The following is a 20,060-nucleotide window of genomic DNA, read 5'->3' as shown; positions in this document are numbered from 1 at the left end:
ACAGTAAAAAAATTACATTTTGAAAGATAATATGGATGGATAGCCTTTTATAGATAAATAGAATGATCATTCACCACAAACTTTACAAACCCAATTTTTAAAATTGAAAAAATAGAGAGCATTTCTGTGATAATAGTCATTGGAGATCAGTTTATTATGCTTGTGCTGACAGATTTCAAAAACAAAAACCAGCCAATGAGCGGCCGGTTTTTACGATATTTTGGGTGAAAAATTTATTTCTTTTCGTGCAGCTGACTGAAAATATTGTGAATCAATCCATCGGCTACTGATATTTTAGGAACAAAGATCCTGCTGATATCAGACCATGACATGACATTATTGAAAATTCTCAAAGCGTGCACAAGAACATCTGCTCTGTCTTCTCTTAGCGTATGTTTGGTCATCCTTTCTTCTACTGAAAGTTCATTAAATTCTTTATACACTTTTTTAAGATGCGCGAGGGTCATCGGCTTTCCGTCTTTGGTTTTGCTCATGGAAAAAACCTTGTTGATGTTTCCTCCTGAACCGATGGCAACGATCGGTTTTTTACTGACAATATTCTTCTTGATTTCGTCGTTCATTTCTTGCCAGTTTTCCGGAGTGACGAGGTTGTTCAGAAGGCGGATCGTTCCTATATTGAAGGATTTTTCATATACCATTTTTCCGTTTTCGTAAAAGGTAAGCTCTGTGGAACCTCCTCCCACGTCTATATACAAATAGGCGAATTCTTTGTCAAGTCCTTCTGCAACGTGATTTTCATAAATAAGAGTGGCTTCCTCATCCCCGGAGATAATCTCTATATTGATGCCTGAAGTTTCCTTTACCTGTTTGATGATCTCATTGCCATTCGAGGCATCACGCATCGCACTCGTGGCACAGGCTCTGTAATGGTCTACTTTATAAATCTTCATCAGGTCACTGAAAATCTTCATCGAATCGATGACCATTTTTTCTCTTTCCTCTCCGATCATTCCCATGGTGAAAACATCCATGCCCAGTCTTAAAGGAATCCTTAAAAGATTAAGTTTTATAAATTCAGGTTTTCTGTTGCTGATCTTTACTTCATTGATCAGAAGTCTGGCGGCGTTGCTTCCTATATCTATCGCTGCAATCTTCATTTCTTGCTTGTTTTAGCTTTTAAATACTTGTAGGTTTCTATTTGAGAACGGCATTCCTTTTTATCATTCCTGACATACTCGTTGCTCAATTTTTTGTCTAAAATACGAGCTTTTACGTTATCTCTCAACTGAATGTCGAGAATATCTTTCAATTCCTTTTTCAGTTCCTTGTCTGTGATCTTTGCAGCAGCCTCAATTCTGTAGTCCAGATTTCGGGTCATCCAGTCCGCAGATGAAATGTAGATGTCTTCTGCGCCTTTATTATAGAAATACATCACCCTTGCATGCTCCAGGTATTCGTCTACAATACTTATGGCTTTTATTTTTTCTTTAAATTCTTTTTGATTAACGGGGCAATAGATTCCTCTTACAATAGTTTTTGTGACCACTCCGGCATAGGCTGCCTCATAGAGCTTTTCTATCAAAGCCCTGTCGCTCATGGAGTTGACTTTCACAATGATTTCCGCTTTTCTCCCTGCCTTGGCTTCTTCGATTTCCTTATCGATATGGTGAACAATCTTTTCACGCATAAATTGCGGGCAGATCATCAGGTTTTTGCAGGTTTTCAGCACCGGAAGAAAATCATCTTTCGGTTTTTTCAGCACATTGAATACTTTATTGATATCCGCCATGATGCCACGGTCAGATGTCATCAGTAAATGGTCACCATAGATTTTTGCGGTTTTCTCATTGAAATTTCCGGTACTAACAAAGCCATATTGGAGCGTTTTATTATGAGACCTTTTTTTAATGATGCAAAGCTTGGCATGTACTTTTTTATTGGGAAGGCCTACCAGTACGGTAATACCTTCGGGCTCAAACATTTCTTTCCATTTAAGATTGGATTCTTCGTCAAACCTTGCCTGAAGCTCCAGCATGACGGTTACTTCTTTTCCGTTTCTTGCGGCATAAATCAAAGCATTGCTGATCTTTGAGCTGCTGGCAAGACGGTAAGCGGTAATCTGAATAGACTTTACATCAGGATCCATGGCTGCTTCCCGAAGAAGATCGATTACAGGATTGTATTTGTGGTAAGGGAAAGAAAGGAGAACATCATCCTTTAAGATGACATCGGTAACTCTTTCACCATGCTCAAAAGCCTGATGGGTGAAGGAAGATCTTTCCTCTGGTCTTTCATACGTTTCAAAAACATCCGGGAAATCCATAAAGTGTTTGAAATTGTGAATTTTCCCACCAGGAATGATGCTGTCTTTTTTCGTTAAATTTAATTTTCGGATGAGAAGCTCCAGCAGCGCTTTATCCATATCTTTATCGAAAACAAAACGGGTAGGCTTTCCTTTTCTTCTGTTTTTAAGTCCCTTTTCTATTTTTTCTGCGAAGTTGGTGCGGATGTCGTTATCCAGTTCCAGTTCAGCATCTTTCGTTACTTTGAAAGCATTAGCTGCAAATTCGTCATAACCGAAATAAGAGAAAATATGTGGCAGATTGAACGTGATAACATCTTCAAGCAGCATTACATTTTTTTCTTCCGGATCTTCTGTTGGCAATAAGACAAATCTTCCTACAAAACGGGACGGGATTTCAATAATAGCATAATTGCTGGAATACTGCCAGTCTTTTTTTCTCATGGCGACCCCCAGATAGAGACTTTTATCCCTTAAATAAGGCATTGGGGTGTTTTCGTGAAGCAGGATTGGAATGACATTGGATTCTACCACTTCATCAAAATATTGTCGTACGAATTCTTTTTGCCTGGAGGTAAGGTTTTTAGAAGTTTTTATAGAGACTTTAAGGCTCGCCATTTCAGTCTGGATATGTTTCCAGGTTGTATCAAAATTCTGCTGTTGTCTGATCACAATTTCATTGATCCTCTGAAGAATCTTTGAAGGCGGCTGATAAAAAGATTCTGCAATCACTTTTTCTTTAAAATCCATCGCACGCTTTAATCCGGCTACACGTACCCTGAAAAATTCATCTAAATTGTTGGAAAAGATTCCAAGGAAACGTATTCTTAAATGTAAAGGAACATTTTCATCCATAGCCTCCTGTAAAACCCTTTCATTGAAGGCAAGCCATGTAATATCTCGCGGATTGAAGTGTACTGACATTCTAAAGTGTATATTTTATCAAAAATAGCAATTCGTACAGTTTAATTCATGTTTTTAAAGTTAAACTTTGATTAATTTTTTTAGATATCCGATGTTCAAACTGTCTTGAATAGTACAATTTAACATAATCTGGAAGACGATAATAACTGCAGACATTTTTGATTCTGTCATTTTGTCACAAAATTTTAAATGGTACAGATATTGAGAAATTGAGAGTGTAAATTAAAATATAAAAATTAGAAAAAATATAATATTATGAGTAAAATAATTGGAATTGACTTAGGAACAACCAACTCTTGTGTTGCTGTAATGGAGGGTAAAGACCCTGTTGTTATCCCTAACGCTGAAGGAAAAAGAACAACTCCATCTATCGTAGCATTTACAGAAGATGGTGAAAGAAAAGTAGGGGATCCTGCAAAAAGACAGGCTGTAACGAATCCAAAGAAAACTGTATACTCTATCAAGAGATTTATCGGAACTCATTTTAAGGAAGATGCCAAAGAAATTTCAAGAGTACCTTATGAAGTAGTAGCAGGACCTAATGATACCGTAAAAGTAAAAATCGACGACAGAGAATATACACCACAGGAAATTTCTGCAATGACGCTTCAGAAAATGAAGAAAACAGCAGAAGACTATCTTGGACAGGAAGTAACAAGAGCAGTAATTACTGTTCCCGCTTACTTTAACGATGCACAGAGACAAGCTACTAAAGAAGCAGGAGAAATTGCAGGTCTTATTGTAGAAAGAATCATCAATGAGCCTACAGCAGCAGCATTAGCTTACGGTTTGGATAAAAGCCATAAAGATCAGAAGATCGCTGTATATGACCTTGGAGGAGGTACTTTTGATATCTCGATCCTTGATTTAGGTGACGGTGTATTTGAAGTATTATCTACCAACGGGGATACGCACTTAGGAGGTGATGACTTTGATGATGTGATCATCAACTGGATGGCAGATGAGTTCAAAGCTGAAGAAGGAGTAGAGTTGAAAACTGATGCGATTGCTCTTCAGAGATTGAAAGAAGCTGCTGAAAAAGCAAAAATCGAGTTATCTTCTTCTGCTCAGACTGAGATCAACTTACCTTATATCACGGCTACAGCTACAGGTCCTAAACACTTAGTGAAGACTTTAACTAAAGCTAAATTCGAGCAATTAGCTTCTGATCTTGTAAGAAGATCTATGGAGCCGGTAGCAAAAGCATTGAAAGACGCTGGTTTATCAACTTCTGATATCGACGAAGTAATCTTGGTAGGTGGTTCTACAAGAATCCCGATCATCCAGGAAGAAGTAGAAAAATTCTTCGGTAAAAAACCTTCAAAAGGAGTTAACCCGGATGAAGTAGTTGCTGTTGGAGCTGCTATTCAAGGGGGAGTATTGACAGGAGACGTGAAAGACGTATTACTTCTTGACGTTACACCGCTTTCTCTAGGTATCGAAACAATGGGTTCTGTTTTCACTAAATTAATTGATGCGAACACTACGATCCCAACTAAAAAATCTGAAGTATTCTCTACAGCTTCTGACAACCAGCCAGCGGTAAGCATCAGAGTAGGACAGGGAGAAAGAGCAATGTTCAACGACAACAAAGAGATCGGAAGATTTGATCTTTCTGATATTCCACCTGCACCAAGAGGAGTTCCTCAGATCGAAGTAACTTTCGATATTGATGCGAACGGTATCCTGAATGTTTCTGCTAAAGATAAAGGAACTGGAAAAGAGCAAACAATCAAAATCCAGGCTTCTTCAGGTCTTTCTGACGAAGAAATCGAAAGAATGAAGAAAGAAGCGCAGGAGAACTCTGCAGCGGATGCAAAAAGAAAAGAAGAAGTTGAAATCTTCAACAAAGCTGACGGATTGATCTTCCAGACTGAAAAGCAGCTAAAAGAATTCGGTGATAAACTTTCTGCTGACAAAAAAGCAGCTGTAGAAGCAGCTCATACAGAATTGAAAGCAGCGTTCGAAACTAAAAATGTTGATGAGGTGAAAGCTAAAACAGAAGCTTTAGATGCAGCATGGATGGCCGCTTCAGAAGAAATGTATGCAGCAGGACAACAGGCTGAAGGTGCTAATGCAGGTGCTCAAAACCCTGGAGGTAATGCAGCCGGAGCTGATGACGTACAGGATGCAGACTTCGAAGAAGTAAAATAAATACATCGTAAGAGTAATATAACACTTACTTTTGATTATACAACCGCAGCAAACCATGTTTGCTGCGGTTTTTTTGTGGGCAATATCTGCCCGTTTCAAATGATAGATAAAAAGTCTTACAGCCTGGAGAGCAAATCATTGCAGAAACATTTGACTCATGGGAGGACTTGATGATTTATCAGAGAAATAAATTATTATTTACTTTTAATCTGTATATTTGTTTTTATTTAGAATAAATAAATATTAATATAGAAAAACATCACTTGATGTACCTCTAGACAATGGTTATCAATAATCTCAATCAATTATTCAGGATAACTGGTAGCCTTCATTACAAACTAAAAAAACTATGGAACACAAAAGTAAAAGAATCGCAGCACTGGATTTAATCAAAGGAATGAGTGTCATCGGTATGATTATCATCCATACCTTACTTATTTACGCGAATGTGAAGTCGCAGTCGGAGACGGTTGTCGGAAGTTTTATTGTGTTTCTCGGAAGAGGAACTTCTATTTTTCTGATCTGTATGGGGATCACCTTTATGACGTCCAGTCATCAGAGTCTTAAAAGCTCAATAAAACGGGGTGGTGTACTCTTATTAGCTGCTTTTTTCATGAATTTCATGAAGTTTATTGTTCCGGCAATTTTAGGTTTCGCTCCGGATAATTTTATTCAGAAATATGGATGGCACGGCCCGATAGAACAACAGTATATGTACCTGGTCATGTTGGGAGATATCTTACAATTGGCCGGGATTTCTTTACTGTTGGTTGGCTTTATCCGAGAATATGTAAAAAATAAATATGCTATTCTGGCAATAGGATTGCTGGTCGCATTGGTATCCAGAGAAGTCAGCGGAACTCTTATTGATTATCCTGTGATCAATTACATCACAGATCTTTTTTTCAGCAATGATTATCCTGCTTATATCTACTTTCCGGTATTTCCTTGGATGTCTTTTATTATCATCGGAATGTTTTTTGGAAAATGGTTTCTGGAACTGAACCATGACAGTAAGACATTATTCAGGAATATGTTCTACGTAGGATTGGTATTCGTCGCTATTGGCGCTCCTCTGGTTTTCGGATTTGATGCCTACAACTATAATGGTTTTTATCACATGGGACCCGGAGGGGTTATTTACTTTGCCGGATGGACATTGATTTTCCTGTGGATTATTTTCAGGATCACCGCAAAAATGAAAGACAACAAATTCACCAGCCTTTTAAAATACTGCAGCAGAAATCTGACCTCAATGTACATGATCCAGTGGATATTGATTTCCTGGGGCAAAGGAATTTTCGGATATCGGCAGCATAGCATTGGTTCCGTATTACTGTTAATTGTACTTTATATGGTTCTGACGTTCTCGGTTCAGAAATTACTGGATCTCTTAAAAAAGAAAAAACCTGTGATTGTTGTTGATCAGCCTATTTCAGTGGAATAAACCGCTTTGAAGTGATCATTTTGAGTATATTGTGAAGGAAATGATTCGGTTGCCTGTTACAGCGACAAAGAAAGCAGCGACGGAAAATGACAGTTATTGTTTTTACTTCAATTGAGATAACTTATTTTCATATCATACAGGTTTGGCTTGTTTTATGTTATATTGATCAAACTAACTTAAAAAAAAGACAATATGAAAAAGAATGTATTAACCTTATTAGCATTCGGTTTATTTGCAACAGCTGTTCATGCCCAGGAAACGGTAAAACAGGAAGTGAAAAATGTAGGTACTGCCATTGAAAAAGGGGCAAAAGCTACAGAAAAAGGAGTTAAAAACGGCGCTGAGTGGGTTGGAGATAAAGCTAAGAAAGGTGCAACAGCTACAAAAAAAGGGGTTAAAAAAAGCACAAAATGGGTAGGCAAAACAGCAACCAAAGGTGCGAAAAGTGTTAAAAAGACCGCTGTAAAAGGTGCAGATGCAGTGGCAGATGGTTATAAAGATGTAAAAGCAGATTTAAAAAAATAATTTTTCAGAAAAATATATTAGAACGGCTTCAACAAAAGAAGTCGTTTTTTTTTACAAAGGCTCAAAGTATTAATGACATGAGATTTACATCTTTTATGTACTCTAAGGAAGTAAGACATTGAAGCATAAGTAAAAGATATCATAAGAAAAATAGCTAAATTCGTTTGAGTAAATCAAAAACAAAATTTAAATGAAATTTTTTAAAGTAATCCTTGTTGCCTCTTTATTTCTGTTTCAGCTGAATGCTGCGCAGGAAAAGGCAGATACAGAATTGAACAAAGCCCTCACAGCAGCTAAAGCTCAAAAGAAAAACATCCTGCTCGTCTTCCATGCTTCATGGTGTGGCTGGTGCAAACTGATGGAGAAAAATATGAACCTTCCTGAAACCAAACCTATCTTTGATAAGAAATTTGTAACCACTTACATCGATGTTCAGGAAAGAGGAGAAAAGAAAAAACTTGAAAATCCGGGCGGACAGGAACTGATGAATAAATACAAAGGAGAAAATGCCGGGCTTCCTTTCTGGCTGATCCTGAATCCAAAGGGAGAGGTGCTTGCCGATTCTTTTGACGGTAAAGGAGACAATCTGGGATCTCCCGCAACCCCTGATGAAGTGGCCACATTTATGGCCAAGCTGGAAAAAAGCTCAAAAATGAATAAAGAAGAACTTCTGACCATTCAGAAAGTATTTGTGAAAAAAGATAAATAAAAAGGAACTCCCCGGACACTATCCGGGGAGTTCTTGTTCAGATTAAACCAAAAATATTCTATAATCTGATCGTACATCTGTAAAGTTTATTTTTTAATCGATGACAAGGTAATTGTACTTATCACTTGGTGCGATGCTGTATTCCACATCTTCTGTGTAGATCGGTACCACTTCACACCCGAATCTTCCTCTTGGTACACAAGGCCCGTTTTCACGGGACAGCACCTGATTGGGAATACTCATATTAATATTCATTCCGGCATTTTGAAGAATAATAGGCTCATTGGTAGTAGTGTAGGTCCATGGTCCATTCATGCCGCCATTTTTTCTCCCTACTTTTGATATTTTGTTGATCACAAAGCGGATGCTTGGATGAGCAATCGTATTGGTCTGGCTCTTGCTGGAATAGAAATACAGTTTTAGGTCCACATTTCTGTTACGTCCGCTGGTTATATTTTCTTTCACCAATTTTACATAAACCGGTGGATTTTTAATATCAAATTTAAACGTAGTCTTCACGGGCGAATTATCCTTTAAATAAGAATAGGTACAGAAGATCGGCACACCCGGCTGACTTTTCGAGAAAGTTCCCTTTGAGATGTGATTCACAAAAGCTTCATATCCCTTAAAAGATTGTGCAGCGGTAACGCCACTTCCACCAATCAGGTAAAGATTAAAGTCAGCTCCGTTCAGGAAATTCTTTTCTTCCTGAGTCAGATAGCTTTCACCTTTTACAAACAGTTTACTAAATGATTCATTAATAGTGGTTCTTGCCGTTTCCGCAAGTTCATTCGTTTCAATCGTTAAAACCCCCATTCTTCCGTAAGAGATAGAGTTCACGTAGACAGGTTCTACACCGCCACTGTCAAAATTATTGTCATTCACAAGTGATCCGGCTGGAATATCCATATCGAGCGTGAAAGAGGTCTGGTAAAATTTCACATAGAATCCTGTTCTTTTGGCAATCATCCCTTCTTCAATATTCGTTGAGGAAGAATTTTTACCAAATAAAGACCTTGTATTTACATTCGATCCGAAAGCCACCTTAAGCTCATCGTATGATGTAAACTGTTCCACACTGTAGCTCAGCGTTCCGTTCTGCGTAAAATCTGCAGACTGAATGTAATCCTGTACCAGTTGTCTCGTTTTGGATAAAGAAGGCTGGTCTATAGTAAATGCCGTCTTTTTGTTCAAAGCAGGAATAGACATAGAAACGGTAACAGGCTTTACAGAGGCTGTAATAGGCTTGAAATCCATATTCTGGATAGAGTTACCTTTCAACAGAGATCCCGGGAAAATATACATCTGCAGGTGAGGCAGGACGATCGATTCTGAAGACTCAAATTCCTTGGTTTCTATAAACTCTTCTGCATTACCACCTTTAGCAAGTCTACTTCTGTTTTTACCGGATAAAGCAGATGGATAAGTTCCGAATGAAGTAATATTGACGACCTGCTGGGGAGAGCGGGTCATTTCCTGAGCTTCCGCAGTGGCCTCAAGCTCACTCGCACAACTTTGTAAGGCAGCTATAGAAATAGCTGCCATTAGGTATATTAATTTTTTCATGTTTATTTATCTACAGTAAACGTAGTGTAGTATACTGAATTGTCTCCTGCGTGAGCCGCTGTAAAGTTAATTGGCACTCCCGGAGCATTAGCCGTAAACTGACCTCCGTTCACAATAAAGTTGATAAAGCCTGTGTAGCCCTGTACCACTTGTACTGCATCAGAACCAATACCTCCCAGGATGTACACTTTCAGATCAGATTCTTCAAGAATTTTTTTACTCTGAACATCAATGCTGATCGATCCGTTCACCATTTTAGCATTTAATGCCGCTTTCAAAGCAAACGCAGTTTCGTTATACGAATAATCAGATTCCAGAGAGATGATTCCCAGTCTTCCGTAGGTGATAGAGTTGATGTAAACCGGATTTTTAGAAGCTGCCAGGTTCAGGTCAGATTCATTTTTAAAAATATTGCCATTATCCGGAAGATCCATATCGATGGTGAAATTCTTCTGAGTGAACTTTGCGAAGATCCCTGTATTTCTCTTTACTTTATTATTGCTTCCGCTGATGTCTATGCTGAAAATACTTCCGATATTCACGTTAGCTCCAAATGCAATCTTAAGTTCGCTGTAATACGAGAACTGCTTGATGTTGTAATCAAAAGCCAGAGACTGCTGACCACTGAAATTAGCACTCTGCATTGCCTTGAAGATCGAAGATCTCATGCTCGAAAGCGTTGGCTTTTCAATCGTATCTACAATAAAGTCAGACGGGAAAGAATAAGAAACCGTGATCGGCTTTACAGGATAAGAGATCGGAGTGTATGAAAGATTATCAAGAGTCGTGGAATTATAAACTCCTCCAATAAAAGTTTTGTTCGGTGACGTTACCACCATCTGATCGCTGTTTAAAGTGACTGTAGTCGTTTTGGAAGCCACTTGCTTTCCTCCTACAGATACTTCATCATAATTTAAATACTTAGAAGGTAAACTTACAACAGGATTGATTCCTTTCGAAGCTTTTCCTCCTTCTAAAACAGTTGTTGTTTCTTCGTTGATATCCTGACGACAGGAGATGGAAGAAATAGTCGCTACAACCAATAGCGCAATAGGTACAATGATTCTTTTCATAAATTAATTTGAGATCCTAAAAGTATAATTTTTACACATTGTGGTGAAATATATTATGATTAAATCTTTGTTAACCACTATTAACAAAAGATTAATTTAATATAACTGATTGATTTTAATTATAATAGTTCTCTGTATAGTGATAAAAATTATATAAAAACTCCCCAAACGTGATAGTTAGGGGAGGCTGTTCTCAGATCAAGTAAATGTATAAAAGGATATTTCTGTGACCTGAGTACACATCGTCAAAATTTGTTATAAGTTTTTGTAGTGATAATCAATGTTTGACCAAAGAATATCATCTCCGTTTACAGTCATTTCTGATGGACTGCTGAAAACATTATTCCCGAAAATATCCTGATAAGCGGTCATTCCGAAAACAGCTTTCTGGGAAATGGTCAGAGCACTATTCGAGTCTCGTGGCATCTTTTTAACATAACGGAACGACCTTTTCAGCGTAAAAGAAGATTCATTTCTGTTAAAAATCCCTGCAAAAGTCTGCTCATTGTTTTCACTGATAAATACAGAATCTTTTTCAATCTTCACGGCATAAGTGATATCTGAAGATGTTCCAGAGATCAACTGTAAAGAATTGTTTTTCAGATCTAAACTTATCTTCTTCCACGCCGGTTCCTGATAGGTACTCCAATAGGTGCTCAGATAAGATTCTGAGGGAGCGGTTTTTTGACCTGACGGGCCTTTATAGGCTGAGATCCCTTGTACAGTGTAATTTTTATATTCAAAAGTATACACCTGCTTTTCTGCAGGCAGTATATTTTCAGCTACTGCATCGTCATTTCCACTGCATGAGATCATCGGTAACGTCGCAAGAATAAGTAGCGAAAAGTATTTCATAGGATAATTTTTGCAAAAGTATATATTTTACACCATATGGTGAAATATAATTTAATAAAATAGTTGTGATGCATAGTAAAGAATAGGGGGATTCCTTTTTACGCTATAGAGTAATTGAAGATTGAGAAGTTGTAGTATTGAAAATTAATACTTTGACGTTTAAAAAATAAAAAACTCCCCAGACCAAAATGCCTGAGGAGCCCTATTTACAAATTAAATTATTTTTTACTTACCGAAAAAGATCTCGTCCTGTTTCTGCTGCTCATTATAAATAAGCTGAAAATTATCAGGCATGTTCTGATAAAGAAGCTTCCATTGCTGGATTTTAGAATGCTTTTTAAAGCTTTCCAATGATCTTACAAACAGATTTTCGATCACGGTTCTTACATAAGAATCACCGTTTCTGTAGATCCAGTCCATCAGTTTGATGTGATGGGCTACGATGTAGATTTTCGATTCCTGCAGCATATCCTTTAAATAATTGATCGTAGCCTGGATAATGCCGGCAAAGTTTTCCTGCACAGATAACTGTGTGATTTCCTTTCGGAGTGGTGGGTAGAAAAATTTTAAGTATTCAACGGCTATCTTTTTATTAATAGCTTGCATTTGTACTTTCATCATAACTAATATTTTTCAGTATTTATATTGCAGCCAAATGTGTACCAAAATTTACAGCATGGCCGCAAAAATAAAAACCCCTATAATCACAGCGATGTGAGTAAGTAAAACCTCTGTATTGTGCCTGTTGGTCGTGGTTTTCCATGTTTTCCAGTCGGATATTCTTCTTATCTTTGATTTCATAACTTGTTGAATTTGAGTAGTTTTAATTTTTATGCAAAATTTGTTTTTGTAACGAAACAGATGAAAAATGTAACAAAACTTTAAATACCATGAGTGTAAATCTGTCTTGAATAGGTTTGTTGCAAGTCCTTTGAGATGTGACTAAAGATCACTTTCCGGTATTCGCCACTGCAAAAAGCAGTAAAATTGTCCAGTGAATAGATGAAAATTCCTTCCACAGCATTTTTTAAAGCGATATCTCCACAGGTGTAAATTTTGTCCATCTTCTGGAGACTTTTGAATAAAACATTTCTGTCATTCTGGCGGATCATATGCTTGATACGTTCCGTGAAAGTTCGGATCACACTGTAAGAGTTTTGTGGTGTTGTTTTCGTAAGTTCATTTTCAAAGTCAGGAATCACTTCTGTAATTTCCTGCACGGCTTCTGAATAGTTCATATAATTAATGATTTTGTTCTAAAAGTTTAATAATTGCTCCAAATACGAAGACCGTAAGAAAAGCCATAAGAATTACATGATAAGGTTTTAGCCACTTTGGAGTCGCGGGTCCTCTGCTTTTTAATCTTCTTAGCTTGTCTATGCGGTTTAAAGTCTTCAAGTCCATTGGGTAGGTTTTGAAGATGATGATGCGAATGGCGTTCCTTTGAGAATTGAATCTTTATAATTAACAGTATATCAATTAGTTATTTTGTTTTTGCTGAAATTTTATTGTTTAAAAAACATGTCAAAATGATAAGGTTGCTATCAAAATGAGACAGGCCTTTACTGAAAATATGGAATATGATAAAAGCAGGTATCCAAAGTCGTACCTGAAACAATAAAAGCTGTCTCCATGTTAAAGACAGCTTTCGTTTGTGTTTTTACCTTCCCGCAAGCTTATGTTGAAGACCTGCAATCAGTTTGTATGAAGTTTTATAACACCCCGGATTTATATAAATTGTGTTTTTAAATCAGAAATAATTTCATTGGGATATTATGAATACAAAGATGTATTATTAGCGGGAATCATAAAAGGTTTAAAGCAGACAAAAAATGATAAAAAACGGACACTTCTATTCTTTATATGTTGTAGGTGTCTGTCCTGTATGCTTTTTAAAATACTTGATGAGGTTCGTAGGTTCATTGAAATTTAGGGCATAAGCTATTTCTTTGATGCTTAGTCTTTCAAATAACAAAAGACGTTTCATCTCGATGATAACCCTGTTGTCAATGAATTGTTTTGCAGATTTCTGAATAGCAGACCGGGTAATCCTGTTGAGTGTTTTGGGAGTAATGGCCATTAGCGATGCATAGAAATCTACACTGCGTTCTTTCAGGAAATGCTGTTCGAGTAATTGTTTGAAGTGATAGTATTGGGACAAATAGTGGTGGTTGGGAATACTTTTATTATCCATCTGTTTTTGCCTTTCGGAGTAAATAAGAAATAAACTGGTCAGCTTTTGGAGGCTTTCTTCCTTCGAAAAGGTATAATGGGATGAAATTTCTTTCATCAATAAAAGTAAAAGCTGAATCATTTGGCAAAACGTTTCCGGATCAGGTTTTACCAGGGCATTGGATAAAGTGGTATCAAATAGGGAGGACTGATTCAGAAAACTAAGTTCGTTGGCCTGTTTACGGAAAAAATGCTCAGCAAATAGGAGCATATATCCTTTATATTGAGGCGTCGTTTCATAGGCTTGAATCTGACCGGGAGCGATAAACAGAATCGTTCCTTTTTCCAGCTGGTATTCCTTAAAATCTACAAAATGCTTTCCTTTTCCTTCTGTAATAATCATGACTATGAAAAAATGGATTCGTTCTGTTTTGCCGAAATAAGTGAAGGTGGAAATTTTTTTTAATAAATCATCCAGCTCCAGTACTTCACATCCGTACGGTGCTTTCTCATGATTGAATCTGATATTTTTAATGTTTTTCTTCAACTCGGTACTATTCGAAAACAGAGGGTAATTAAATCATCGTTTTATTAAAAAAAAGATCCAATACAAGATAAAAATAATCACTCACTATTTCCAGTCAAAGATACGGTGTTCTCACCAATATACTTTTCAGGTATTTTTTATTTGTATGATAGAAAGGATAGAATGAATATCTTTGCACTCCAAATTATTCAGGACATGTTTTCAAAAATTATAGTACACAGAGTAGGAAATAAAATCAATGGAGAATCTTTAACGCTTTCTCAGGAAGAGCTGAAGCTGGAAGAAGGAATGGCAGAGCTGCTGGAAGATTATTTTTTAGGTTCTTTTAAATCAGAAGAGACCTTCAATTTTTACAGCGATACATATTTGGTCAATAATCCGGTCTACAGTTCGGTGTCCGAGATTTTTGAGGATAAATCGAAATTCCTTTGGGAATCTGAAAATATTGCCAAACACCTTTTTGAAGCAGCGGAGAACCCGAGAGTTCAGGGCGGAGAATTGTTTATCGTGCTTTTTGAAGAAGAAAGCGACCGTCCGGATAAAGTAGATAAGATTGGAATCTTTAAGACAGAAAAGAGAGAATCTTTCCTTAAAATTTCTCCTCAGGAAGAAACTTTTGATATCGAAAAAGATCAGGGAATCGGTTTGTCTAAGATTGACAAAGCAGCTTTGATCTACAACAATAACAAAGAAACCGGTTATGTACTTTCCGTGGTTGACAACAACAAAAACGGAGATATGTATTACTGGTTTGAAGATTTCCTGAAAGTAAAACAGCGTGACGACGAATATTTCCACACTCAGGAAGCTTTGATGGTTTACAAAGACTATATCACCAAACAGCTTCCACAGGAATTTGAAGTGTCCAAAGCAGATCAGGCCGATTTCTTAAATAAATCCATCAATTTCTTCAAGGAAAAAGAAGAATTTAAGCTGGATGAATTTGCAACTGAAGTATTAGGAGACGAACACGTTATTGAAAGTTTCGTGAATTTCAAAACCGATTACGAGCAGGATATGCAGGTGAATATCGCTGAAGAATTCCCCATCAGTGAAGCCGCAGTGAAGAAAACCCAACGTCATTTCAAAAGCATCATCAAACTTGATAAAAACTTCCATATTTATATCCACGGTGACCGACAGAAACTGGAAATGGGAGAGGATGACAAAGGCAAATACTACAGACTTTATTTTGAAAAAGAAGTATAATAGAGAGAAGGCCCGTTAAATAATAATATCATAACTTTATCACGCACCGCAAAATAACAGTTATGAAATTTATGATCATTTTCTGGACGCTTTATATGCTTGTTTTCTGCATACCGTTTCCGATATTTATCTATATGATGACTTCGGAGATCACAACTGAACCGAGAAATACACCTGCCGTGAGCTATGTATATCTCGGTTTTTCTTTGCTGATATGGCTTTATGTTCTCCTGTTTTTTATTAAGAACCTTTTCATTAATACCTTTCAGGAGAAAAATACGATTACTCATATGGCACAGAACGGTCTTCCGAGAGAGGCTGAAATTATAGATTACAAACTTGTGCAGTATGATGCCAGAAAGAATATCAATATGATTCATATTGTGCTTTCCTTTAAGAATCTGAGCAATATAATGATCCGGCATGAAATGATGTTTTATGATACAAAACCACAGGAAAAAAGATTTGAGGTGGGAAAAACCATTCAAGTCCTTCTGAATCCTGATACGTCGAAAGAACCTTATTTTATTCTGAGCGGTGTACAGACCAAATTTAAAATTAAAAATATGATCTTAAGGATCGTATTTATTGTCTTCATGATAGTGTATGTAATCGGTCTTTACAGCTACTTTTATCTCAGGGAATCATTTGATTTCGGATGGAGGTTTCTCACCTTTATGCATCCTGTTATTTTTAGTGGAGTCATGTTTTTGCTCACGATCTTAGTCTATAAACAAATCGTAGGGAAATTTGTAAAAAATAAAAAAGAAGAACGTATTCTATTTGCCGGAAGAAATGCACAGGCACAGATTATCAGTGTAAGCCAAACCGGACTTACCGTGAATGATCAGCCACAATTGATATTTCAGGTGAGCTTCAAAGATGCTAAAGGCATTGAACATATCACCGTTTACAAAAAGATTGTGAGGCTTCTCGATTTAGCATCGATCCCACAGCAAGGCACGATAGAGATCCTGTATGATCAGAATAATCCTAAGAAAATAACAATCCCGGGAGTTTGATTTGATGTTCTTGTCTTTTTACACTTTCTCAATATAATTGAACAACTTACCAACCTCAGTGCATTGCCTTCTTCAGGGTTTAAAGTCAGTGTATTTCTGCTGAAAATTGTGGGCGGTTCCGCAGTTTGGGTCAGAGTAGTGGCTATCATCAATCCTTAGACTGGAAGCTTGACGAAAGTTTCGGAAGTTATGCTTGGCAAGGTTTTGAATCTTGCCAAGGAGGATATTCAAAGGTATTTTTTCAGTTACTTTTTCCTGAAGAACAGTGCCCTTCCAAATTCGTAATTCATTCTTGCGATGTTCAGAACAGAAATTCCCTGCGGACATTCTACTTCACAGGCTTCGGTATTCGAACAGTGCCCGAAAAGTTCATGATCCATCTGAGAAACCATATTCAGGACACGGCTGCTCCGTTCCTCCTTCCCTTGTGGGAGAAGCACCATGTGCGTGATTTTTGCAGAAGTGAATAAAGCGGCACTTCCGTTTTTGCAGGTAGCCACACAGGCGCCACATCCAATGCAGGCGGCAGAATCAAAGGCTTCTTCGGCAGTCTGATGGGTCACCGCAATGGCTGTGGCATCCGGAGACTGACCTGTATTTACAGAAACAAATCCGCCTGAAGAAATAATTCGGTCAAAAGCGGAGCGGTCGACTTTGAGGTCTTTTTTTACAGGAAAAGCCTCCGCCCGGAAAGGCTCAATTAAAATCGTTTCACCGTTTTTGAAAGACCTTAAGTGAAGCTGACAGGTCGTTGTGTTTTTTAAAGGTCCGTGGGCAATTCCGTTGATCATCATGCCACACTGTCCGCAGATTCCTTCACGGCAATCGTGATCAAATTCCACAGGTTCGTCGCCTTCCGTAATGAGCTTTTCATTTAAAGTATCCAGCATTTCCAGGAAAGACATGTGAGGGTTCAGTTCTTTCAGATCATAGCTGACCAGTTTTCCTTCACTCTGTTTATCTTTCTGTCTCCATATCTTAAGATGTAAATCCATAATTTTTGTTTTTTATTTGTAGCTTCTTACTGTAGGTTGTATCTCTTCGAATATCAGCGGTTCTTTGATCAGTTCAGGCTCATTGTTTTCACCTTTCCATGCCCATGCTGAGATAAACTGATAGTCGGCATCATTTCTTAAAGCTTCTCCGTCAGGCGTTTGAAATTCTTCCCTGAAGTGGGCGCCACAGGATTCGTTTCGGGTTAAAGCATCGTAGCACATCAGTTCACCGATTTCAAAATAATCGGCGATGCGGCCTGCTTTTTCCAGCTCCGTATTCATGGCATCTCCCTGTCCGGAAACCCGTACGTCCCTGTAGAATTCTTCTTTTAATTTCCTGATTTCTTCGATGGCATAGTTCAGACCTTCTTCATTTCTGGCCAGACCACAATAATCATATAAAAGTTTACCCAGTGTTTTATGGAAGTAGTCAACGGTTTTGGTTCCTCTGATACTCATGAAATCGTTAATTTGTTTTTTTACGGCATTTTCTGCTGCTTCAAACTCAGGAGCATCTGAAGAAATTTTTCCGGTATGAATTTCATCTGCAAGATAATTGGCAATCGTGTAAGGAGCAATAAAATAACCATCTACAGAAGCCTGCAGCAGTGAATTGGCTCCCAGTCTGTTGGCTCCGTGATCCGCAAAATTAGCCTCTCCCAGGGCAAACAAGCCGGGAATGGTCGTCATCAGCTCATAATCTACCCAAAGCCCACCCATTGAAAAGTGCGCTGAAGGAGAAATCATCATCGGTTCATTATAAGCATTGTATCCGGTAATTTTAAGGTACATATCAAATAAATTCCCATATTTCTCCTGAATTTTTTCCTTTCCCTGTTCTCGTATCGCTTTGGAAAAATCAAGATACACCGCATTTTTCAGAGGCCCGATTCCAAAACCAGCGTCAATTCTTTCTTTGGCAGCACGGGATGAAATATCTCTCGGAGCGAGATTTCCAAATGCAGGATATCTCCGTTCCAGATAATAATCCCTTTCGTTTTCCGGAATGTCATTAGGCAATCTGCTTTCATCCGTTTTTGAAGGCACCCAGATCCTTCCGTCATTACGCAATGATTCTGACATCAGGGTTAATTTGGACTGGTAATCTCCGGACTGAGGAAGCGAAGTAGGGTGTACCTGAATCCAGCTTGGGGAAGCCATCAAAGCTCCTTTTTTATGAGCTCTCCAGATTGCAGATCCGTTGCATCCCATTGCCAGAGTGGAGAGATAGTAGATTTTTCCATAACCTCCCGTGGCCAAAACTACAGTATGGGCAGCATGCCTCTCTATTTCTCCGGTATCCAGATTTCTTACGATAATTCCTCTTGCTTTGCCATCAATCATGACAAGATCAAGCATTTCATGTCTGGAATACAACTGTACGGTACCTTTTCCCACTTGTCTCATGAGCGCCTGATAAGCACCCAGAAGCAACTGTTGCCCCGTCTGTCCTCTTGCATAAAATGTCCGGCTCACCTGAACTCCACCGAAGGAACGGTTGTTGAGGTAGCCGCCATATTCACGACCGAACGGAACACCCTGTGCTACGGCCTGATCAATAAGGTTTAAAGAACATTCTGCCATACGGTAGACATTCGCTTCACGGGCTCTGAAGTCTCCGCCTTTAAGCGTGTCTACAAACATTCTGTAAACACTGTCTCCATCATTTTTATAATTTTTAGCGGCATTCACACCGCCTTGTGCAGCTACGGAATGTGCCCTTCTCGGGCTGTCCTGAAAACAAAATGATTTAACATTGTAGCCCATCTCACCCATAGAAGCAGCAATAGAGCTTCCTGCCAGTCCTGTTCCTACAACGATAACGTCCAGTTTTTTACGGTTGGCAGGGTTAACCAGTTTGGCTTTCTTTTTATAATAGTCCCATTTTTGTTCTAACGGGCCTTGAGGTATTTTTGAATTTAAGATCATAATTTTTCTGTTTAATGGGCAGTAAAGAATACATAAACCGGCATCAGCGCAAAACCGATACTGATAATGACAGCGTAGGCAATTCCGGCGGTTTTGAACCATTTTACAAACTTAGGATGGTACAATCCCAATGTTCTCGCCGAGCTGTGAATCCCATGGATCAGATGATAGCATAAAGCTCCCATCGATACAACATAAATGATGACGTACCACCATTCTTTGAAAACAGTTACTACCAGAATGTACAGGTCCTTATTTCCGTTCTCGTCCAGCGGTGGGTTTCCAAATTTGTAGACGTACCAGAAATTCTGAAAATGAATCACCAGAAAGATGAGAATGAAGGTTCCTAGAATTCCCATATTCCGGGAATACCATTTGCTGGCTCGCCCCCGTCTTTCCGACTGATAACTACCTCCTGATTTTTTATTTTTCAGGGTAATGACCAATCCGTCCAGTGCATGCAGAATAATACTTCCATACAGCACATAGGAAACCATTTTGATGAGAATATTGCCGGACAGAAAATGCGAATAGGCATTAAACTGCAGGTGCGCCTGCTCCGGTGGAAGAAACAGCTGAAGATTTCCCAAGAAATGAATCAACAGGAAGAAGCTCAGGAATAGTCCTGTAAGGCACATCAGCATTTTTCTTGACAAGGTTGACAGCATAT

18 protein-coding genes are annotated in these 20,060 nt (G+C 38.2%); 6 read left to right on the top strand and 12 right to left on the bottom strand.

Going from position 1 to position 20,060, the window contains the following annotated elements; genetic code table 11:
* Positions 1–233: 233 nt before the first annotated feature.
* Positions 234–1,118: a Ppx/GppA phosphatase family protein gene (locus BW964_RS13715; RefSeq protein WP_073336132.1), complete on the bottom strand. Its 885-nt coding sequence runs from the start codon at positions 1,116–1,118 to the stop codon at positions 234–236.
* Positions 1,115–3,187 carry a polyphosphate kinase 1 gene (gene ppk1, locus BW964_RS13710; RefSeq protein ID WP_076508033.1) on the bottom strand — a complete coding sequence of 691 codons (2,073 nt, stop codon included), beginning with the start codon at positions 3,185–3,187 and terminating at the stop codon, positions 1,115–1,117. The genes BW964_RS13715 and ppk1 overlap by 4 nt, the downstream gene beginning before the upstream one ends.
* A 255-nt stretch (positions 3,188–3,442) precedes the next feature.
* On the opposite strand from ppk1, the gene dnaK reads away from it, so the two are divergent.
* The 4 genes from dnaK (at position 3,443) to BW964_RS13690 (ending at position 8,022) form a co-directional block, all read left to right on the top strand.
* Positions 3,443–5,341, top strand: coding sequence for a molecular chaperone DnaK (gene dnaK / locus BW964_RS13705; protein ID WP_076508031.1), 1,899 nt, complete (start codon positions 3,443–3,445; stop codon positions 5,339–5,341).
* A gap of 349 nt (positions 5,342–5,690) precedes the next feature.
* On the top strand, positions 5,691–6,788 hold the full coding sequence (locus BW964_RS13700; protein WP_076508030.1) for a heparan-alpha-glucosaminide N-acetyltransferase domain-containing protein: 1,098 nt from the start codon (positions 5,691–5,693) through the stop codon (positions 6,786–6,788).
* Positions 6,789–6,980: 192 nt separating this feature from the next.
* Positions 6,981–7,313, top strand: coding sequence for a hypothetical protein (locus BW964_RS13695; RefSeq protein ID WP_076508028.1), 333 nt, complete (start codon positions 6,981–6,983; stop codon positions 7,311–7,313).
* A 190-nt stretch (positions 7,314–7,503) separates the two neighbouring features.
* Complete coding sequence (locus BW964_RS13690; RefSeq protein ID WP_076508027.1) at positions 7,504–8,022, top strand: thioredoxin family protein; 519 nt, start codon at positions 7,504–7,506, stop codon at positions 8,020–8,022.
* Positions 8,023–8,115: 93 nt separating this feature from the next.
* Here BW964_RS13690 and BW964_RS13685 read toward each other — a convergent pair whose 3' ends face one another.
* The 7 genes from BW964_RS13685 to BW964_RS13655 form a co-directional block, all read right to left on the bottom strand.
* Positions 8,116–9,588: a thiol-activated cytolysin family protein gene (locus BW964_RS13685; protein ID WP_084175873.1), complete on the bottom strand. Its 1,473-nt coding sequence runs from the start codon at positions 9,586–9,588 to the stop codon at positions 8,116–8,118.
* Positions 9,589–9,590: 2 nt separating this feature from the next.
* Complete coding sequence (locus BW964_RS13680) at positions 9,591–10,661, bottom strand: thiol-activated cytolysin family protein (RefSeq protein WP_076508023.1); 1,071 nt, start codon at positions 10,659–10,661, stop codon at positions 9,591–9,593.
* Positions 10,662–10,916: 255 nt separating this feature from the next.
* Positions 10,917–11,516, bottom strand: a complete 600-nt coding sequence (locus BW964_RS13675; RefSeq protein WP_123911940.1) for a hypothetical protein — start codon at positions 11,514–11,516, stop codon at positions 10,917–10,919.
* A gap of 225 nt (positions 11,517–11,741) precedes the next feature.
* On the bottom strand, positions 11,742–12,137 hold the full coding sequence (locus BW964_RS13670; protein ID WP_073336152.1) for a DUF7674 family protein: 396 nt from the start codon (positions 12,135–12,137) through the stop codon (positions 11,742–11,744).
* A gap of 48 nt (positions 12,138–12,185) precedes the next feature.
* A complete protein-coding gene (locus BW964_RS22840; RefSeq protein WP_262484544.1) occupies positions 12,186–12,317 on the bottom strand; it encodes a hypothetical protein in 132 nt (43 codons plus the stop codon).
* An 80-nt stretch (positions 12,318–12,397) separates the two neighbouring features.
* Complete coding sequence (locus tag BW964_RS13665) at positions 12,398–12,754, bottom strand: DUF7674 family protein (protein WP_076508020.1); 357 nt, start codon at positions 12,752–12,754, stop codon at positions 12,398–12,400.
* A gap of 614 nt (positions 12,755–13,368) precedes the next feature.
* Positions 13,369–14,235, bottom strand: a complete 867-nt coding sequence (locus BW964_RS13655) for an AraC family transcriptional regulator (protein ID WP_076508017.1) — start codon at positions 14,233–14,235, stop codon at positions 13,369–13,371.
* A gap of 195 nt (positions 14,236–14,430) precedes the next feature.
* Between BW964_RS13655 and BW964_RS13650 the strand changes: the two genes are divergently transcribed.
* On the top strand, positions 14,431–15,444 hold the full coding sequence (locus BW964_RS13650; protein ID WP_073336235.1) for a nucleoid-associated protein: 1,014 nt from the start codon (positions 14,431–14,433) through the stop codon (positions 15,442–15,444).
* A gap of 62 nt (positions 15,445–15,506) precedes the next feature.
* Positions 15,507–16,466, top strand: a complete 960-nt coding sequence (locus BW964_RS13645; protein ID WP_076508016.1) for a hypothetical protein — start codon at positions 15,507–15,509, stop codon at positions 16,464–16,466.
* Between the two features lie 245 nt (positions 16,467–16,711).
* Here the strand turns inward: BW964_RS13645 and BW964_RS13635 are convergent, their stop codons facing one another.
* Genes BW964_RS13635 through BW964_RS13625 form a run of 3 tightly spaced genes read right to left on the bottom strand, consistent with a single transcriptional unit; the run spans position 16,712 to position 20,058 of the window.
* On the bottom strand, positions 16,712–17,461 hold the full coding sequence (locus BW964_RS13635; protein WP_076508014.1) for a succinate dehydrogenase/fumarate reductase iron-sulfur subunit: 750 nt from the start codon (positions 17,459–17,461) through the stop codon (positions 16,712–16,714).
* A 12-nt stretch (positions 17,462–17,473) separates the two neighbouring features.
* On the bottom strand, positions 17,474–19,390 hold the full coding sequence (locus BW964_RS13630) for a fumarate reductase/succinate dehydrogenase flavoprotein subunit (RefSeq protein WP_076508012.1): 1,917 nt from the start codon (positions 19,388–19,390) through the stop codon (positions 17,474–17,476).
* Between the two features lie 11 nt (positions 19,391–19,401).
* Positions 19,402–20,058 (bottom strand): succinate dehydrogenase cytochrome b subunit, encoded by a 657-nt coding sequence (locus tag BW964_RS13625; RefSeq protein WP_076508011.1) that lies wholly within the window; start codon positions 20,056–20,058, stop codon positions 19,402–19,404.
* Between the last annotated feature and the right edge of the window lie 2 nt (positions 20,059–20,060).

The organism is Chryseobacterium shigense (assembly GCF_900156575.1).
GTDB lineage: Bacteria > Bacteroidota > Bacteroidia > Flavobacteriales > Weeksellaceae > Chryseobacterium > Chryseobacterium shigense.
This window is presented reverse-complemented; position numbering and strand designations above follow the sequence as displayed.

Bases quoted from the DNA above. Each gene is read 5' to 3' on its own strand.
- BW964_RS13715 (WP_073336132.1), bottom strand. From the start codon at position 1,118: ATGAAGATTGCAGCGATAGATATAGGAAGCAACGCCGCCAGACTTCTG.
- ppk1 (WP_076508033.1), bottom strand. From the start codon at position 3,187: ATGTCAGTACACTTCAATCCGCGAGATATTACATGGCTTGCCTTCAAT.
- dnaK (WP_076508031.1), top strand. From the start codon at position 3,443: ATGAGTAAAATAATTGGAATTGACTTAGGAACAACCAACTCTTGTGTT.
- BW964_RS13700 (WP_076508030.1), top strand. From the start codon at position 5,691: ATGGAACACAAAAGTAAAAGAATCGCAGCACTGGATTTAATCAAAGGA.
- BW964_RS13695 (WP_076508028.1), top strand. From the start codon at position 6,981: ATGAAAAAGAATGTATTAACCTTATTAGCATTCGGTTTATTTGCAACA.
- BW964_RS13690 (WP_076508027.1), top strand. From the start codon at position 7,504: ATGAAATTTTTTAAAGTAATCCTTGTTGCCTCTTTATTTCTGTTTCAG.
- BW964_RS13685 (WP_084175873.1), bottom strand. From the start codon at position 9,588: ATGAAAAAATTAATATACCTAATGGCAGCTATTTCTATAGCTGCCTTA.
- BW964_RS13680 (WP_076508023.1), bottom strand. From the start codon at position 10,661: ATGAAAAGAATCATTGTACCTATTGCGCTATTGGTTGTAGCGACTATT.
- BW964_RS13675 (WP_123911940.1), bottom strand. From the start codon at position 11,516: ATGAAATACTTTTCGCTACTTATTCTTGCGACGTTACCGATGATCTCA.
- BW964_RS13670 (WP_073336152.1), bottom strand. From the start codon at position 12,137: ATGATGAAAGTACAAATGCAAGCTATTAATAAAAAGATAGCCGTTGAA.
- BW964_RS22840 (WP_262484544.1), bottom strand. From the start codon at position 12,317: ATGAAATCAAAGATAAGAAGAATATCCGACTGGAAAACATGGAAAACC.
- BW964_RS13665 (WP_076508020.1), bottom strand. From the start codon at position 12,754: ATGAACTATTCAGAAGCCGTGCAGGAAATTACAGAAGTGATTCCTGAC.
- BW964_RS13650 (WP_073336235.1), top strand. From the start codon at position 14,431: ATGTTTTCAAAAATTATAGTACACAGAGTAGGAAATAAAATCAATGGA.
- BW964_RS13645 (WP_076508016.1), top strand. From the start codon at position 15,507: ATGAAATTTATGATCATTTTCTGGACGCTTTATATGCTTGTTTTCTGC.
- BW964_RS13635 (WP_076508014.1), bottom strand. From the start codon at position 17,461: ATGGATTTACATCTTAAGATATGGAGACAGAAAGATAAACAGAGTGAA.
- BW964_RS13630 (WP_076508012.1), bottom strand. From the start codon at position 19,390: ATGATCTTAAATTCAAAAATACCTCAAGGCCCGTTAGAACAAAAATGG.
- BW964_RS13625 (WP_076508011.1), bottom strand. From the start codon at position 20,058: ATGCTGTCAACCTTGTCAAGAAAAATGCTGATGTGCCTTACAGGACTA.